Genomic DNA, 16,999 nt, shown 5'->3' on the forward strand with positions numbered 1-16,999 from the left:
AGGGCATCAGGCGGCGACGGGCTCGCGGGTGTCGGCCGGAACCAGGCCGCCGTCCCACTCCTCGTTGACGTTGTGGTGGCTGACCGGGGTCTTGCGGGCCTGCCAGTACAGGGCGACGCAGGCGAGCACCAGCACCACGAAGACCACCGCGACGCCGGCCGTCCCACCGATGCCGGCGGCGATGCCGTAGCAGGCGGCGCCGACCAGGCCGGCGGCGGGCAGGGTGAGCAGCCAGGCGGTGGCCATCCGGCCGGCGACGCTCCAGCGCACCTCGGCGCCGCGCCGCCCGAGGCCGGTGCCCAGAATCGAACCGGTGGCGACGTGGGTGGTCGACAGGGAGTAGCCGAAGTGGCTGGACAGCAGGATCGTCGCGGCCGAGGACGACTCGGCGGCCATGCCCTGGGGTGAGTCGATCTCGACCAGGCCCTTGCCCAGGGTGCGGATGACCCGCCAGCCACCGAGATACGTGCCGGCGCTGATCGCGATCGCGCAGGAGATGATGACCCAGGTCGGAGCCTCGGCGCCGGCGTGGAGGGTGCCGTTGGCGATGAGCGCCAGCGTGATGATTCCCATGGTCTTCTGCGCGTCGTTCGTGCCGTGGGCGAGCGACACCAGTGAGGCGGAACCAATCTGCCCGATGCGGAACCCGTGGTTGCGGGTGCCGTCGGGAACGCTGCGGCTCAGGCGGTAGATGAGATAGGTGCCGACCGTGGCGATGAGCGCCGCGATGATGGGCGACAGGCCAGCCGGAATGATGACTTTCGAGACGACTCCGTGCCATTTGACCCCGCCGCTGCCGGCCGCCGCGATGGTCGAGCCGATCACGCCGCCGATAAGCGCGTGCGAGGAGCTCGACGGAATTCCGAAGAACCAGGTGAGCAGATTCCAGGTGATTCCGCCAACCAGGCCGGCGAAGACGACGGTGAGCGTCACGTCGCCGGTGTTGACCAGGCCACTTGCGATCGTGGCGGCCACGCTCAGCGACAGGAAGGCGCCGACGAGGTTCAGGGCGCCGGAGAGTGCCACGGCTACTTTGGGCGGTAGGGCTCCGGTCGCGATGGACGTTGCCATCGCGTTGCCGGTGTCATGGAATCCGTTTGTGAAGTCGAAGGCCAGAGCCGTTACGACCACCAGGGCCAGTACACCGTCGTTCACATCGACCGTTGTAGTCGCAAAGGACGCCGGTGTCGACCCGTCCCCTACTGTCTGCCTACTGCGGAACGATGATGTCCTGCGTCCTTTGCCTGCTGTTCACGATATGCACGAGACTCGTTCGGTTTACGGGCTGTCGGACCCGGTTGGGTAGTGGTTTTCCCGCGGCCGGTCGGGGCGGTGCCCTGGCGTTTTGCAACGAGCATTCACGGCGGCACGGGATGCCCGAGTGGGCCTTGGTGGTAGACTGTGGGTAGGCTGACGACTTCACAATATCGGCGCGATGTCGATGTGGTTGCCGGTCGTTGCCATCCGGCGGGGCACGCCGGAGTGAGGCGGCCGTCATGACGGCACTCCAGGTTTTCTCTCCTTTCGACCGCGTCGATCTCGATCGGTTCGATGACGACGGCGGTGCGCTGGGCCGACCGAAGCCGTCTGCCGCCTCACCGGCGCCGGGCAGCCGGCCGGTGGTCCCGGCCGCGCAGTTCTCGCCGATGGGGAACGAAACACGCCTGTCCCTGGCCCGCACCACACCAGGCCAGGCTCTTCCGCGTTACGACGGAAGCTGGTGGCCGCGATCACTGAACCTCGCCGCCGAGCTCCCCGAGCTGCTCGCGGCATTGGCCCGGGCCGGCAGGACGGTTGCCCGGATGTCGGTGAACGGCGATGCCTGGACCGACATACCGACGCGGTTCGCCCGGCCCGGCCTGCCCCCGCTGCGGGTGAGCTGGTACCGGACCCTCGATCCCCGGGTCGTCACGCTGGGGGCCGGCACCCGGCCCTGGATCGACCTGCTGGTCATTGCGCCCGGCACCTCACCCGCACGTGCGCGTGAGGTGCTCCGGCGGGCAGCCGCCGCAGCACCGGCCGACCCGGCGGAGGCGATCCCGCGCACCGCAGGGTGAGGGTCGCGCGTTCAGCTGCCGGAGCCGTTCAGCGTGCCGGTGAGTCCGGTCGGTGCGTGGGCTGCCGCACCAGGCTGTGCACCTGTGTACGGCGCAGCCCGACGGATCCGAGCCCGGCGTCGTCGACCAGCCCGGCGTCCAGGGCCCGCAGGATCTGCCCGGCGAGCGCCCGCCCGGTCGCCGGCTCGTCGGCGACCGGGCCAGCACCGGCGCTGGCATCCCGGGCGCTGACATACGCGCCGAGCCGGGCAAGTGCGTCGTCGAGGCCGGCGAGCAGACAGCCGGCGACGGCGGCATGCCGGCTCACCAGCTGCCCCGGATGCAGGTCCCAGCCCTGGTAGAGCCCGCGGTGCCAGGCTCGGCGGACGAGATCGGCATGCCGGCGCCAGGCCCGACGGACGTCGGCGCCGCCCGTCCCGGGCCGTTCGTCGACGGGCAGCAGGTTCGACGAACCGTCGGCGACGTCGATGCCGGTGCCCGCGGTCACGAGCTGCATCATCGTCGTCGCGTACTCGACCGACGGATGGTCGCCGGCCTGGTCCGCACCGCTGATCCCGAGTGCCGCGGAATAGTCGTAGGTGCCGACATGCAGCCCGATGAGCCGCCCCGCCGGACCGGTGGCCGGGACGACGCCTTGGGCGCGCCCGCGCTCGCGGCCGAGGTGGTGACCGGCCTCGGGGTTGGGGTCACGTCCCAGGTCCAGGCCGGCGCGGACGAGGTCGGGCAGGGCAAGCACGGCCGCCGGGGTCTCCACCTGGATCTCGATGCCGATCGGCACCGGCAGGCCGAGCCGGGCGGCCAGCGCGGCCAGCACGTCGACGAACACCCGCACCTGTTCGGGCGCACTTACCTTCGGCACGGTGAGGACCAGCCCCGGCGGCGGCCCGTCGTCCCCGACCAGCGTGGTCAGGAACAGGTCGAGGCTGCGCAGGCCTCGGGCCCGCACGGCCGGGTCCAGGGACTTTGGTCGCAGACCGTAACGAGTGGGCAGGGTACCGGCAACCGCCGCGGCCCGCAGCGCCTGGGCGGCCCGGACGGCGTCGGCGTCCTCGACGTCGTCGGCGCGCAGACCGTAACCATCCTCAAGATCCACCCGCAGGTCCTGGACCGGTTCGGTGGCGAGCGTACGGCTCACGTGGGCATGAACGGCAGCGGCGACGGTGTCGGTCGGGTCGCCACCGGTGGCGACGGCGAGCGCCGCCGGGTCCGGTGCATGCCGACGCAACAGCTGGGCGGCCTGGGCGCCCCATGCTGGGACGACGTCCGCCCGCATCTGGTCGGCCGGCAGGTAGCAGGTGTGCACCGGCTGGCGCCCACCGTCGGCGGACGCCCCGGGATGGCGAGCGGCCAGCGCCGCGTCGAGCGGTTCGAGCACTGCGGTCAGCCGCGCGATCGTCTCGAGCGGCAGCGTCGTGCGGTTCATGTCGTCCGCCGGATCACGCCGGCCTCCCGATCAGGTGTGGGGCAGGCCGGGCCGGGACAGGCCGAGGCCGCCGCCGACGCTGGGTGCACCGATCGGGGGGGTCGATGCACGGCGCCGACGGCGGCGGTTCGGCTGGCCCGTCGAGGGCCGTTGCGGCACCTGCCGAGTCCACTATGGGGTCCGCGCTGAGTGGTCCGGTGAGGCGCCCCCTTGCTTTGTACCAAATCCTGGCGCTGATATACCCGATCGAGGCCAATCGGCGCGGATTGCGGACAGTCTTAAGCTTTCCGTGACGGAGGAGTTGCAATCCTCGCCGAGCGGGATGCTGACCGCAGATCAGGGGGACAGGAACAGTGCGGATGGGGGAGGAGGCCATGGCCGCCGATGCGTCGGGCCGCGGGGTGCGCCCGGCTGACGGCACGCGACCCGTCGCCGGTGATCCCGTCCGCATCGAGGATGCGGCCGACCCGCGGGTGGACGACTTCGTCGCGCTCACCGACGTGGCACTGCGCCGTCGGCGGGAACCGGCCGACGGACTGTTCATCGCCGAGGGCGAGCGGGTGATCGTGCGGGCCCTGCGGGCCGGCTACCGGCCGCGGTCCGTGCTGGTCTCCCCGGCGCGGCTCGCCGCGGTGCCGGCGGACCTGCCCCCGGACGTGCCGGTGTACGTCGCCGGCCCGGACGTGCTCGCCGCCATCACCGGATTCGAGGTGCATCGCGGGGCGCTCGCGTCGATGTGCCGGCGTCCACCCCGTACGCCCGCGGAGGTGCTCGCCACCGCCCGCCGGATCCTGGTCTGTGAGGACATCGTCAGCCACACCAATCTGGGGGCGATCTTCCGGTCTGCCGCCGGCCTTGGCATGGACGCGGTGCTGCTCAGCCCGCGCTGCGCCGACCCGCTCTACCGGCGGTCGGTGCGGGTGTCGATGGGGGAGGTGTTCGCCGTCCCCTACGCCCGGCTTGATCCCTGGCCCGCGGCCCTTGCCGACCTGCGCGCGGCCGGCTTCGACCTGCTCGCCCTCACCCCCGCCGCGGACGCCGACGACCTTGCCGCCTATGCCGCCCGCCGGTCCGGCACCCCCAGCCCGGCTGGCGCCGGGGACACTCCCGAGGACGGCCCGGCCCGGGTGGCGCTGTTGCTCGGCACCGAGGGGCCGGGGCTGTCCACGTCGGCCCAGGCCACGGCGAGCGCCCGGGTGCGAATCCCGATGGCCCACGGCGTCGACTCCCTGAACGTGGCCGCGACCGCCGCCATCGCCTGCTACCTGCTCGGTCGCCGCTGACTCGGCCGCCGTCCGAGCTGTGGGCGCCGCGGGTCAGGCCGCGAGCCAGGTACAACCGGGGAGCGGCAGGTTACGCAGCACCCAGAAGGCAATCACCACAACCGGAATCGCCGGCAGTGCCCGGGCCGGTATGCGGGGCAGTGGTCGCCGCCACCCGCCAGCCCGGGCCATGGCCACCAGCCATCCGAAGGTGAGAATCGGGGCGACCACGACAAAGAACAGGTTGTAGTTGGCCGCCTTGCCGGGATGGCCGTGCAGCAGCTGATGCGCGGCGCGCAACGATCCGCATCCCGGGCAGTCCAGCGACGTGGCCCAGCGGAACGGGCAGACCGGATAGTGCCCCGGATGTGCTGGGTCGACCAGATACACCCGCGCCGCGGCGACGGCCGTGATGACGCCGACGGCGGCGAAACCGACCAGCCGAGCCCGCGGCGCCCAGATCCGTGGCTGCGTCATCCAGGCAGGCGGCGGTGGCACCCGACCCCGTGACTGCGTCGTCCGAGCGGGGGGCTGCGTGGCGCCGGTCCGCGGCGCCCACGGCTGCGCGCCGTCCACGTCGGATGCCATGTCAGATGCCACGGGCGAAAGCGTAGCCCGGTCGAACCCATGCCCTCCTCGGGCAGGCCCGAGCCGACGTCGGCTCCCGGCCCGAAGCGAGGCCGGCCCCGAACCTGAGGCCGGGACCGGCACCCGCGGGTCGCCGAGGCAGATGCCGCGGGACGGTCAGGTCGGTCACTCGATGTGGAGGGCACGTTCCTCGGCGGTACCGGTCCGGCGGGCCGCCATGCCTCTGTCGGCATGGCTGTCCCGGCCGGTGTAGTCATCGCTTCCGGTGTCGCCGGGATAGCTGCCCTCGCCGGGGTGGCCGTCCCCGTCGGTGTAGTCGTCGCGGGTGCCCTCGGGATCGGACGCGCGACGCTCGGCTTCCAGGTAGGGGTCAGGATCGGGCAGCTCGGCGGCCAGCAACCGGTCCAGTGAGGCCCCTCGGCGTTCCTCCCGCGGTGTCGCGGGGAAACGCAGGTTCTCGCTTGGCCGGTCGGGTGCGTCCCAGGTGTCGTCGAGCGGATCGCGGCCGGCCTCGGTCGAGCCGAGCTCGTCACTGTCGAGGATTTCCGCGGGCTCGAGCGGAGCGTCCTCGGTGTTCCAGGGTCCGGTTTCTGCGGCTGGCGGCGTCATGGCGGCCTCCTTGGCCGGCCACCCTGCACACGGGCCCGGCTTCGGCGTCGGTGCGTTCCGGGCCGTTCCCGGCACGCTCTGCTGGTCCACCTTCCCGTGGTCAGCCCGGTCAACCACGGGCCTGCCCGGACCGTGGACGGCACGCCCGTCCGGTCGGCAATCCCGCGGAAAGGATGTCCCGGGCGGGGCCGCCGAGGTGCGTCGCCGGCCGGGAAATCGTGGGGAATCGCTCTTGTCGTGTGTCATGATGCGGCGGTGCCGCAGCCCATGAATGTCACGTCCACCAGTACGGCAAAAGCCTGGATGTATCTGGCTGTGGTGGCCGGTTTCGGCCCCTATGTGGCAGGTGGAATACGTACGGAGCAGGTCGTCGTGTACGGCGGAATGCTCCTTTTCCTGCCAGCTGGAGGAATGTATCGGGGTCTCTCCTCGCGGCATCTCGTGATGCTGGTGGTCTGGGCGTCCTTCGCTGCGTTCGTCATACTCGACTCGATCGGGGTGACCGTGCTCGGTGACTTCGAGCCGGGATCGCTGCTGGCCGGCATGGACAACTACCTTTATCCGGTCGCCGTGCTGCTCATGGTCGGTCGCTGGATGGGCTGCGGTTACGACCGGACGGAGGCACTCGACCGTTTCTGCCGGGTGTTCGTCGTACTTATGGTGCTCAATGCCGTGGTGGCGATGCTCGGCCTGGTCACCGACCTGACCCCGGTGCTCGGCGCGTTCTGGGGCGGTGTCGCGCTGGACGGGCAGAGCGTGGCGCTGCTGGCCCTGAACAACGGTCGGCTCTCCGGAATCTTCAACCAGCCGGTGGAGGCCGGGGTCGCCTACTCCCTCGCCCTGTTCGCCGTCGTCTACCTGTTCGCCCGGCCCGGCCGGGGTGACCGCCCGGCGCTGCTGGCGCTGACGGCGGGACCCATCCTGGTCGGCGGTGTGCTGAGCGTTTCGAAGATCTTTCTGTTGTGCGGGGTGCCGATGGCCGTGTGGCAGGCCGCGCGGCTGGGCCGGCCACTGCGCCGGGCCTGCACGCTCGGCACCCTGCTGGTGGTCGGCGCGTTCGGCGCGGCCCAGGCCGGGCTCACCCACTGGAACGGTTCCTGGATGCTGCGGATGCTGATTCCCGGCGCGGGTTCGAGCGGACTGTTCGCCCAGTACACCGCCGACCGCTTTCACTCGGTCGGCGCGTCCGCACGGGCCTGGTCCTACGTCCTGGACAGCCGGCCCTGGCTGGGCTACGGCGTCAGCGGGCTGGCCGTCCCGTACGACTCGGCCTGGGCGGAGGCGGTCGTCGTCGGTGGGCTGGTCGGCGTCGCCCTGCTGGCCGTGGTGCTGGCGCTGGTGGTCGCCTCGTGGCGCCGGGTGCGCCGGGTGCGACCGCCCGCGCAGCGCCGCTTCGCCACGTCCGTCACCGTGCTGAGCGTGGTCGGGACGATGGGACTACCCATGATGACCGCCAACCGGGTCGGCCTTTTCCTGTGGGTTCTGCTGGCCCTGCTGCTGTTCGCCGACGATCCGGTTACCGATGGCCAGGTCGGCGACGACCGACTGGCCGCCGGGGCGTCCGTCGGACGCGGCGTCGTCCGGGCCTTGCCGACCACCGTCCCGTTCCCGCGGCCCGCCGTCGCGTTGGACGGGGATGGCACCGGTCGTCTGCGCCGAAACGGTGCCGCAGTCGGCGGGAACGGCTCTGCTGGCAGGAACGGCTCTGCTGGACGAGGTGCCGGTGGCGCGGCCGCTCCGGCGTCGGTGCCGTCCCGGCCGGGGGAGTGCCAGCTCCCGCCGCAGCGCCGCCAGCGCGGCCTGCCCGGAAAGGACGTCGTTCTTGTGCCGTAGGGCCGGTGCCTCGACGAACCGCCAGCTGGCCAGCGCCACCAGCACGGTGCCGGTCAGGGTCGCGGCGACCCACGGCAGCGAACCCAGCCGGTACAGGCCATAGACGGCCAGCAGCTGCTGCACCGGCGCGGAGTAGATGTAGACCCCGTAGGAGAGATCCGTGGTGACGCCGACCCGGTGCAGCGGAAGGATCCGGTCACCCGGCAGCCGCACCTGTGGCGCCCGCAGTGCCGCCCAGACGCAGGCATAGGCCAACGGCAGGCTGGCCAGCGCGTGCCCGTCCGGAATCGCGAGCGCGGCGCCGGCGACGGCGACGGCGAGCAGCCCAAGCCACGTCCGATCCGGGATCCGCCCGGCATATACGCACAGGGCCGCGCCCGCCAGGAACAGCGAACCGAGCCGGACGGTCGCGCCGATGAACTCGTTGTCCAGCGCCGTCGGCAGCGCCGCGAGGTCAAGCCAGCGCAGCACCCACAGCAGCCACAGCGAACCGGCAAGCGCCCACAACACCGAGGGCCGGCGCCGCAGCAGACCGGTCGCCCCGAGCGCGGCGATCCCCAGGTAGCACAGCGCCTCCCACACCAGGCTCCACAGCGATCCGTCCCAGGCCACCGGGCCATCGGGCAGCGCCGTGATCGGTACGTTGTCGGGTGTACCGGCGATGTCGTAGAAGTGCATCAGCAGCATGCTGTTGGCACGAATGTAGGCGAACGGCCCGTGTGCGTCGGCGGTGAAATATCCGTGCAGCGTCCCGTGGGTATGCAGCCAGCCAAGCGGCGCGATGACCAGCGCCGTGACCGCCAGGCAGGCCCAGAATGCCGGAAAAATGCGCAGAAAACGATGCCAGAGGAAGCGCCAGGACGACCTGATGCGCAGCCGGCTGCGGGTGATGAGGAAGCCGCTGACCGCGAAGAAGCAGTCGACGGCGGCCGCCGCGGGGTCGAAATGGGAGTGCGCGCCGGGAACCGATGCGAACCCGCCTGCGATGAGTCCGTGTTGCAGGAAAACCACGAGCGCGAAAATGATCCGCAGAAGCCCGAAGCAGTTGCGTTGCGGGTCGAAGCTCGATTCGAGCGTGGGCCGCGGATCACAGACGGTCATACAGGCATCCCCTTGGCGTTCGTGTTCACGGCAGAGCTGGCCGGGTCACCGGCCAAGCGGCACCTCCCGGCGGAATATAGCTCTCCGTGGTCTACCGGTCATCGAAGGTGAACGATGGCGGCGTGGGTGTGGTCCTGGCGCGGCCGATGCCCACCGCGCTGGGACGGACACCCCGCCGGTGGTGGTGACCCCGATTGCGGACGATCGTCAGATGACGTATAGCGTCCCGTTTTGTGGCTACTGTTGCTGAGCGGATCCTCGACCAGCTTGCCCAGGTCCCCGAGGGAATGGACGACGGCAGACTGGCCGCCGCGATCGGGGCGAGTCGGGGCACGGTGAACCAGGTCTGCCGCCGGCTCGTCCAGTCCGGCCAGCTCAGCCGCGCTCCCGGGGACGGCGGTCGGATCGTGAACCGCCTGGCCACGGCCCCCACGGCCCCCACAGCCCCGCCGGCCGCACCCGTACTCCCGACGATTCCGCCCCCTGCCGCCGCGTCAGACCAGCTCCCGGCTCCGGACGGGCTTGCGGCTCACGTCCCGGATGGGCTTGCCGTGCCGGTCTCGGACGGCCCTGCTGCGCCGGTTGCGGATGAGCTCGCCGCGCCGGCTTTGGGCGTGCTCCTGACCCCGGCTCCGGACGCGTCCCAGGCCGCCGAACCAGATGACAGGCCTCGCACCGCACCCGAGCTGCCCGAGGCTCTCGCCCTGGCCGAGGCACCCGAGGAAGCTGCACCGGTCGAAGCAGTCGTCACGCCCTTGCCCCCCGCGTCGGTCGAACCCATTGTCGATCACCCGGTAGCGGCCCCCGCCGCCGCCGAGCTACCGCAACCGGCGACGTTCGCGCCGGAGGTTCCGCCGGTCCAGGTAGAACTGGTCGAGGCAGCGGGGTCCGAGCTGCCGTCCTTCGAAGCGCCTTCCCTCAAGGCGCCTTCCCTCAAGGCGCTGTCGTCCGAGGTGCCGGAGCCCGAGGTGCCGGAGCCCGAGGTGCCGGAGCCCGAGGTGCCGGAGCCCGGGGTGCCGCCGGTCGAGGCAGCGCAGGCGGAGACATCGGGGTCTGAGGCGCTGCCGTCCAGGGGATTGCCGGTTGAGGCGGAACCGGTTGAGGCGGAACCGGCTGAGGTAGCGCTGGCTGAGCCGGGCGCGGCTGAGTCAGTTGCGGCAGAGCCGGGCATCGCGGGACCGGACGAGTCGATCGTGGACCAGGCCACAGCTGCTGAGCCGAGCGAGCTCGTCGTGGCTGGGCCGGTCACGGACCAGGTAGCGGCGGCAGAGGCGGCCGAGGAACAGCCGGCTGCGCCGGTCGCAACGGGGCCTGGCCGGGTGGTGGCTCTGCCGGTCAGGGCGGCGGGGACTGGTCCATCCGAGGACACCGTGGCCGCGATCGGGCAGGCCTTGGCAGCACTTGACGAGGCGATGGCGAAGCTTGGCACCATCGCGTCCGCTCCGCCTGGGTCGGCACCCACGGGGGCGTTGCACACCGCAGCGACGTCCGGGCCGGCGATACCGTCAGTGACGACAGCCACGGGTTCGGCACCGTCGGGTGCCGCGCCAGCACGGATGACCGACGTCGGCGGTACGGTGTCCGAGCCCGCCGACCGGACCGAGTTCAAGCCATCGATCCCGGGCACCGACAGTGAAGTCGGGCCTGTGGGCGGTGGGCCGGCGTACGTTGGCTCGAACGGTGCCGGATCGATCGGTACCGCCTCGAACCACGGTGGGTCGGGCGGTAGCGGATCGACCAGCAGCGGGTCGAACGACGGTGGGACGAACGGCCTTCGGCCGCCCGGCGTCGGGACCAGCCCCGTCGGGAGCGAGGGCGCCGTGAACAGCGACGCCGGGTACGGGGAGACCGGGGCCGCAGACGACAGGCCGGCGGACACCGGGGCGGACGCCTCGTCCGGCCAGGGCACGCCCGTGGACAACGGGAGCGTGCCCCCGGTACGTCGACGCTGGTGGCGCCGCATGTTTGTCCGCAACACAGGATGATGTAACTGTGCGTAGTCTACGGTGGCATCGGCGCCGCCGTCAGGACGACGTGTCGAGGACGTCGACCCGGTTGTGCAGGTCGCGCGTCACCGATCTACCAGGGGAGATCATGTCCATGCGAGCGAAGCCGCTCGTCGCCGTCGTCGTCCTGTCGTCGTTGGCGCTTGTCGCCTGCGGTAGCCGGGCTGGGAGCACCGGCTCCGGTACGACGGCCTCCAACGCACCGACGAGTGCGTCGAACAACACCGCATCTGACGTGGGAGTGACGCCCACGGAGATAAAAGTCGGGTCGATCGCTGGCCTGAGCAGTGGCTTCGGCCCGGACACGTTCTCGGCGTCGCTGTACGGGGCGCGAGCCTACTTCAAGGCTCTCAACGCCGCCGGCGGGGTCAACGGTCGCCAGGTCAACCTCGTCGAATGCGACGACAAGGGCTCGGGCGAGGAGAACGCCAACTGTGCCCACAAGCTCGTGGACGACCAGAAGGTCTTCGCGCTGGCGGGCGTGACGGCCTTCAGCTACGGGGGCGCGCAGTACATCAACTCCAAGGGCGTCCCGGACATCGGCGGCCAGCCCGTCGACAACTCCTACGACCAGTACCCGCACCTGTACTCGATCTACGGCAGCTACTACCCGCGGAACGGTTCGCGTCCCGGCTACAACGGAACGCTGTACGCGGGCACCGAGATCTACCGCTGGTTCAAGAACAACCTGCATTCCAAGGTTGCCGGTGTCGTCTACTACAACGTCGCCCAGTCGCAGCGGTATGCCACGTCGATCGTGAACGGTCTGGAGAAGGAGGGCTACACGGTCGTCAAGGAGGAGATCAACCTTGGCGCCCCGGCGTGGGACTCCGCCGTGCTCGACCTGAAGCGCCGTGGCGTCCAGGTGGTTTTCGACGCGATGGATGACGGCGGCAACGCCCAGCTGTGCAACTCGATCGAAAGTCAGCGGATGCCGCTGCAGGCCAAGGTAGCCACTGCCCAGGGCATGGCGAACAACATCGGCCAGATCTACAGCGCGTCGCCGAACTGCCGTAACGCGATCTATGCGACGAGCGGGTCCGCGAACTACTCGGACACCTCGATTCCGGCAATCGCCCAGTACCAGAAGGACCTGCAGGCCGCGGCACCCGACCGGGTCGCCAAGGAGAACCTGTGGATGCTGGAGGGCTACGCGTCGGCCCAGTGGCTGACCGATGCCATCCGTTCCTGCGGTGCGGACGTGACCCGCAAGTGCGTCGAGGCGTTCATGAACAACGGCAAGGGCTATGACGGTCACGGTCTGCTCATCCCGACCAACCGCGTGTTCACCCACGACGCGACCCCCCCGACGCAGGAGCACAACTGCCTGAACGTCACCCGTTGGCAGGACTCGGCCAACGGTGGCAAGGGCGGCTGGGTCAGCCAGGTCAAGGACATGAACACCAACTGCTTCGACGTCCCCAACCTGCCCTACTCCGCCGGCTGACCCCACGCCGCCAGAACCACCGCACTGCCAGAACCACCGCACCGAGAGCACCAGCAGAGCTGTATGCGATGGCCTGACAACCGGGCCCCGATCGGACCCCGCGACCTGCGCGGTGGCTCCAGGTCGGGGCCCGTTGTCATGCACGGCAGGCTCCTGCTCGGACAGGCAGGGACGACGGAGCAAACGCGGGCGCGCCGGCACGGCGATATCGGACGGAGCGCGACGGCCGTGCGCGTCACCCACGATGTGGCGGGCACGCGGCCGTGCGATGGTGCGGCCTTCGCCGAATCTCCTGCGCACTGCGCGTACCAGGACGGGGAGCGCCGGCTGTCTGGGTGTCCTGGTCAGGACGGGCCCCGGCCGGATTCCCACCGGACGGTTCGTCGGTGGCAGCATCGTGGATGACGGTGTGTCCGCGGGCCGCCAACAGGTGCCCACGCGTGGTCTTGCCGGCACCAGGGGCGCCAGTGAGGACGTACCGGCGGATGGGTACCGCTTGGCCCTAGACCGGGCCCTAGACCGGGCCCTAGACCGGGCCCGGTCGGATGCATCAGGATCAGCCGTGGAAGAGGGCGATGGTGCGATCGGCGTGGCTGGTCACGGCGGTCAAGAACTTACGTCCCATCAGGCCTGACCTCCCCAGACGCGGGGAGCCGGATCCGATCCGCGGCCCACCCTTCGCGTGATCGACGATCAGCCGGTCTGACCGGCGGCACGGCGACCATCTGGCCTCAGCCACCACCGCCACGTCGGAGCGAGCAGCCAGCCAGGTCCGACCGATGAGCCAGCCAGCCAGATAGCGCGAGCAGCGGGCGGCCAGTCAGGACCGAGGAGGGCATCAGACCGAGGCGGCGGCGGTGTAGGTGGCGAACTCGGCGGGGGGACCGAGAAAGGAGCGTTCGCCGCGGTGCAGGACGTAGACCAGGTCGGACATGGCCAGCGCCTGCTCGGTGTACTGGTCGGCGAGCAGCACGGTCGTGCCGGATGCGGCGACCGTTGCCAGCCAGCCGAACAGGTCGGCGGCGACCTTGGGGGACAGGCCGAGAGACAGCTCGTCCACCATGAGCACCGACGGGCGGGCCAGCAGGGCCCGGGCCAGCGCCAGCATCCGGCGCTCACCGCCGGACATGGAACCGGCCCGCTGGGAGAGCCGCTCCTTCAACCGGGGAAACGACTCCAGCGCCGGGGTGATGTCCGGGTGCCCGCTGGCCTCCGCGATGATCTGCAGGTTGTCGCGGACGGACAGGGTGGCGAACACCGCCCGCTCATCGGGCACCAGCATGAGCCCGCGCCGGGCCCGGTCGACGGTGGACATCCGGGTGATGTCCTCGCCGCGCCAGGTCAGGGTGCCCGAGCGCAGTGGGATCAGACCAGCCAGTACCCGCAGCGTGGTGGACTTGCCGGCGCCGTTGGTGCCGAGCAGCGCCGTCACCTTGCCGGCGGGCAGGGCCAGGTCGATGCCGTGCAACACCTCGACGGTGCCGTAGCCGGCGCGCGCGCCGGAGAGCTCCAGCTCCGCGGTGACCGAAGTCATGATCCCTCCCGGGCCTGGCCGGCGGCGGCGAGCGGTGCCTGGGCCAGGTACACCGACCGGACGGTCGGGTTGTCACGGACGGTCTGCGGGTCGCCCGAGGCGACCACCTTGCCGCCGACCATGGCATAGACCTGGTCGACGACAGAGAAGACCAGGTCGACGTCGTGGTCGACGATGAGGATGCCGACCCCGCGATCGGCGGTCTGGCGCAGGAGCTGGGAGAGCTTGGCGGTCTCGGCGTTGTCGAGCCCGCTGGCCGGCTCGTCGAGCAGGAGGATGTCCGGCTGGGCGCACAGGGCCCGGGCGAACTCCACCAGCCGCAGCGCGCCGGTCGGCAGCGTGCCGGCGATGGTGTCGCAGAGGTCGGCCAGGCCGAGGGAGGCCAGTACCTCCTCGACGACCTGGTCCACCGGCCCCTTGGGCGCGAGCCCGGTGCGTTCCAGCAGGCCCGCCACAGTGCGGCTGATCCGGCCCCGGCCCTGTGCTGAGAGGCCGAGCAGGCCGCCGGCGTAGTCGCGGCGACGGTTCTCGGCGCCGACGAGGAGGTTGTCCGCCACGGTAAGGGTGGGAAACAGGGACGGCACCTGGAAGGTCTGCACCAGGCCACGCCGGGAACGGATGTCCGGGCGCATCCGGGTGATATCGGTCGTGCCCAGCAGCACCTGGCCCTCGTCGGGCTGCTCGACCCCGGTGAGCAGGCTGAACAGTGTCGACTTGCCGGCGCCGTTCGGCCCGATCAGACCGGTGATCATTCCGGGTGGGGCGACGAGGTCGACATGGTCGACCGCCGTCAGGCCGCCGTAGCGGCGTACCAGGCCCACGCCCTGCAGCACTCCGCGGCTCATCGCCAACCCCCCGCCTGCGTCGTCGGACCCGGACCTGATATCGGCTCGCCTGGCCCGCCTGAACTGCCCGTGCCGGCGGCCGTTCCCACCAGGTCCGGTCCGCCGGCCGGCGCGGCGGCGTGGGTCACCTGGCCCGCCTGGCCGGCGGCGTACTGGGCGACGGCGGCCACGAGGGCGGCGCCGAACGGGGTGGGTGCCGGCGCGCCCGCGAGGGGGCCATAGGAGCCGGAGACGGCGGGCCAGCGCGGAACGTGGCCCGAGCGGGCCGCACCCAGGGTCGCCCCGATGCCGGGCAGCCCGCTGTTGCCGACGATGCCGGTGGTCGCCGGCAGATAGCCGACGGCCGAGATGCGCACCGGCACCGGCCGGGGGGCGCGCTGGTTGGGATCGACGAAGCTGTCGGCGAGGTACTGGGCGAGCAGTCGCAGCACGCCGCGCACCGCGGAGGCCAGACCACCGGGCATCCAGCCCAGTGCCAGCGCCAGGATGCCGACCGCCAGCGTCGAGGTGCCGGCGGGGGCGAGCACGTCGATGGTCACCATGAACGCGGCGGCGACGATGGCGCCGGCGGCGCTGTCGGCACCGAACACCACGACTGCGGTGAACCACAGCAGGCTCTGCAGCGGCGCGAAGTCGTCGGCGGCGAAGGAGTAGCTGGAGTGCACCAGCAGCGCCCCGCCGAGCCCGGCGATCACCGAGGACACGGTGAAGGCGAGCAGCTTGAGGTTGCGCACGTCGACGCCGATCGCGGCCGCACCGCCGGAGTGGTCGCGCACCGCGAGCAGCGCCCGGCCGAGCCGGCCGTGGTGCAGGTTGCGCACCACCAGCAGGCCGAGTCCGAGGCACAGCAACTCGAGGACGTAGAAGGCCTTCTCCGACAGTGCGTGGCCAAACGCGGTGAGCGGATCAAGGTACAGGCCGCTGGCGAACGTCGGCTGCTCGAAGACGAACCGGCTGACGACCGCGCCAACCGCGAAGGTGGTCAGGGCCAGGGTGAGCCCGCGGCGGCGGATGGCCGGGTAGCCGGTGATCAGGCCGACCGGGGCCACGAGCAGCGCGCCGACCAGCATCGCCCAGATGCCCGGCAGCGCGGGCAGGCCGAACAGGTCGCCGTTGGCGAGCTTGAGTGAGAGCAGGGCGCCGAGCCCGGCGAATCCGGCGACACCGAGCGAGATCTGCCCGCTGTACCCGGTTACGATCACCATCGACAGGAAGATCAGGGCCAGCGCCGGCACCTGGAAGGCCGAGCGCAGGTCGGAGGGCGCGAACGTAAGCGGGGCGAGCAGCAGCGCGAAGCCGCCGAGCTTGCCGAGGTAGTCGCGGCGGAACCGGGTCTGGCCGACCCGCCCGGACGGCGGGGCACCCCGGCTCGAGAAACTCGACGTCGCGCCCGAGTCGCCGCTGCCGAGCTCGCGCAGTTTCGGCACGGCCAGCAGCAGGATCAGCAGCGCGACGATGAACAGGTTCGACTGCAGGACGGTGAGGATCTGCCCGGCGTCGCCGTCCAGGGTGAACTGGCGCAGCTCGCTCTGCAGGATCGAGATGCCCAGGGCGGTGAGCACCGCGACCGGCATGCTGGACAGCCGGGCGGCCACGACGACCGCGAACGTCTCCAGCACCAGCAGGGTCAGGCCGTAGGGGTTGAGCTGAAAGCGGGGCGCGAGCAGGACGCCGGTGAGGCCGGCAAGCGTGGTGCCGGCGGCCCAGCCGGCGGCTGCCACCCGGTCGGCGGGGACGCCGGAGAGCTCGGCGAGCTGCCGATCGTCGACGACGGCGCGGATCTGGCGGCCGAACGCGGTCCGTGCGCCGATCAGCCCGATCACGATCGCGAAGACCACGACCATGGCCAGCTCGGCGAGGGCGTCGACACCGATCCGGGTGTCGCCGAACAGCCGCACCGAGTGCGCCGGGAAGATGCTCGGTGCGTCGCTGCGTGAACCCAGCCCCCACAGCCCGGCGGTGATGCCAAGGATCAGCACCAGCACGCCCAGGCTTGCCACCAGCGATTCGGCCGCCGAGGCGCGCCGACGGGCCAGCGGCCGGAAGACCAGCCGTTCCAGCAGCAGGCCGATGCCCGGGGACACCACACCCAGCGCGAGTACGGCGGCCAGCCAGATCGGCAGGCCCCACTCGACGACCATCTCCCGGAAGACGTACGCGACCAGCGTGGCGATACCGCCCTGGGCGAGGTTGAGCACCCCGTTGGTGCGGTAGGTCACCAGCAGGCCGATGCCGGACAGCGCGGCGATCGCGCCGAGCGAGATGCCGGCGAGCCCCAGGTCGATGCTGGTCAC

The 16,999-nt window shown here is 71.2% G+C and carries 13 protein-coding genes; 4 read left to right on the forward strand and 9 right to left on the reverse strand.

Going from position 1 to position 16,999, the window contains the following annotated elements:
• Positions 1-6: 6 nt before the first annotated feature.
• A complete protein-coding gene (locus ND747_RS12315) occupies positions 7-1,155 on the reverse strand; it encodes an inorganic phosphate transporter (protein WP_251733661.1) in 1,149 nt (382 codons plus the stop codon).
• A gap of 341 nt (positions 1,156-1,496) precedes the next feature.
• On the opposite strand from ND747_RS12315, the gene ND747_RS12320 reads away from it, so the two are divergent.
• Complete coding sequence (locus tag ND747_RS12320) at positions 1,497-2,057, forward strand: DUF5994 family protein (protein WP_251733662.1); 561 nt, start codon at positions 1,497-1,499, stop codon at positions 2,055-2,057.
• Between the two features lie 28 nt (positions 2,058-2,085).
• On the opposite strand, the gene ND747_RS12325 is transcribed toward ND747_RS12320, so the two are convergent.
• The gene (locus ND747_RS12325; protein WP_251733663.1) at positions 2,086-3,480 is read right to left on the reverse strand and encodes an aldolase/citrate lyase family protein; all 1,395 of its coding nucleotides are present in this window, start codon (positions 3,478-3,480) and stop codon (positions 2,086-2,088) included.
• A 374-nt stretch (positions 3,481-3,854) separates the two neighbouring features.
• Between ND747_RS12325 and ND747_RS12330 the strand changes: the two genes are divergently transcribed.
• Positions 3,855-4,763: an RNA methyltransferase gene (locus ND747_RS12330; RefSeq protein WP_251733664.1), complete on the forward strand. Its 909-nt coding sequence runs from the start codon at positions 3,855-3,857 to the stop codon at positions 4,761-4,763.
• A gap of 33 nt (positions 4,764-4,796) precedes the next feature.
• Here ND747_RS12330 and ND747_RS12335 read toward each other — a convergent pair whose 3' ends face one another.
• From ND747_RS12335 to ND747_RS12345, 3 genes are all read right to left on the reverse strand, one after another.
• Positions 4,797-5,219 carry a DUF2752 domain-containing protein gene (locus ND747_RS12335; RefSeq protein WP_251733665.1) on the reverse strand — a complete coding sequence of 141 codons (423 nt, stop codon included), beginning with the start codon at positions 5,217-5,219 and terminating at the stop codon, positions 4,797-4,799.
• A 276-nt stretch (positions 5,220-5,495) separates the two neighbouring features.
• Positions 5,496-5,939: a hypothetical protein gene (locus tag ND747_RS12340; protein ID WP_251733666.1), complete on the reverse strand. Its 444-nt coding sequence runs from the start codon at positions 5,937-5,939 to the stop codon at positions 5,496-5,498.
• A 1,437-nt stretch (positions 5,940-7,376) separates the two neighbouring features.
• A complete protein-coding gene (locus tag ND747_RS12345) occupies positions 7,377-8,873 on the reverse strand; it encodes an acyltransferase (protein WP_251733667.1) in 1,497 nt (498 codons plus the stop codon).
• 233 nt (positions 8,874-9,106) lie between these two features.
• Here ND747_RS12345 and ND747_RS12350 point away from each other — a divergent pair, with 233 nt between their 5' ends.
• Both ND747_RS12350 and ND747_RS12355 read left to right on the forward strand, forming a co-directional pair.
• On the forward strand, positions 9,107-10,858 hold the full coding sequence (locus tag ND747_RS12350; protein WP_251733668.1) for a hypothetical protein: 1,752 nt from the start codon (positions 9,107-9,109) through the stop codon (positions 10,856-10,858).
• A gap of 115 nt (positions 10,859-10,973) precedes the next feature.
• Positions 10,974-12,326: an ABC transporter substrate-binding protein gene (locus ND747_RS12355; protein WP_251733669.1), complete on the forward strand. Its 1,353-nt coding sequence runs from the start codon at positions 10,974-10,976 to the stop codon at positions 12,324-12,326.
• A 235-nt stretch (positions 12,327-12,561) separates the two neighbouring features.
• On the opposite strand, the gene ND747_RS30085 is transcribed toward ND747_RS12355, so the two are convergent.
• The 4 genes from ND747_RS30085 to ND747_RS12370 all read right to left on the reverse strand — a co-directional run bounded on the left by ND747_RS30085 (position 12,562) and on the right by ND747_RS12370 (position 16,999).
• On the reverse strand, positions 12,562-12,813 hold the full coding sequence (locus ND747_RS30085; protein WP_374216216.1) for an AAA family ATPase: 252 nt from the start codon (positions 12,811-12,813) through the stop codon (positions 12,562-12,564).
• Positions 12,814-13,164: 351 nt separating this feature from the next.
• Entirely contained in the window at positions 13,165-13,860 is a 696-nt protein-coding gene (locus tag ND747_RS12360) for an ABC transporter ATP-binding protein (RefSeq protein WP_251733670.1), read from the reverse strand.
• Complete coding sequence (locus tag ND747_RS12365) at positions 13,857-14,705, reverse strand: ABC transporter ATP-binding protein (protein ID WP_251733671.1); 849 nt, start codon at positions 14,703-14,705, stop codon at positions 13,857-13,859. Before ND747_RS12365 ends, ND747_RS12360 begins: the two co-directional genes overlap by 4 nt.
• The gene (locus ND747_RS12370; RefSeq protein ID WP_251733672.1) at positions 14,702-16,999 is read right to left on the reverse strand and encodes an ABC transporter permease; all 2,298 of its coding nucleotides are present in this window, start codon (positions 16,997-16,999) and stop codon (positions 14,702-14,704) included. Before ND747_RS12370 ends, ND747_RS12365 begins: the two co-directional genes overlap by 4 nt.

It is taken from the genome of Frankia sp. R82, assembly GCF_023716925.1.
Lineage (GTDB): Bacteria > Actinomycetota > Actinomycetes > Frankiales > Frankiaceae > Frankia.

Coding starts and splice junctions, on each gene's coding strand:
- ND747_RS12320 (WP_251733662.1), top strand. CDS start 1,497: ATGACGGCACTCCAGGTTTTCTCTCCTTTCGACCGCGTCGATCTCGAT.
- ND747_RS12325 (WP_251733663.1), bottom strand. CDS start 3,480: ATGAACCGCACGACGCTGCCGCTCGAGACGATCGCGCGGCTGACCGCA.
- ND747_RS12355 (WP_251733669.1), top strand. CDS start 10,974: ATGCGAGCGAAGCCGCTCGTCGCCGTCGTCGTCCTGTCGTCGTTGGCG.
- ND747_RS12345 (WP_251733667.1), bottom strand. CDS start 8,873: ATGACCGTCTGTGATCCGCGGCCCACGCTCGAATCGAGCTTCGACCCG.
- ND747_RS12330 (WP_251733664.1), top strand. CDS start 3,855: ATGGCCGCCGATGCGTCGGGCCGCGGGGTGCGCCCGGCTGACGGCACG.
- ND747_RS12360 (WP_251733670.1), bottom strand. CDS start 13,860: ATGACTTCGGTCACCGCGGAGCTGGAGCTCTCCGGCGCGCGCGCCGGC.
- ND747_RS12335 (WP_251733665.1), bottom strand. CDS start 5,219: ATGACGCAGCCACGGATCTGGGCGCCGCGGGCTCGGCTGGTCGGTTTC.
- ND747_RS12340 (WP_251733666.1), bottom strand. CDS start 5,939: ATGACGCCGCCAGCCGCAGAAACCGGACCCTGGAACACCGAGGACGCT.
- ND747_RS12365 (WP_251733671.1), bottom strand. CDS start 14,705: ATGAGCCGCGGAGTGCTGCAGGGCGTGGGCCTGGTACGCCGCTACGGC.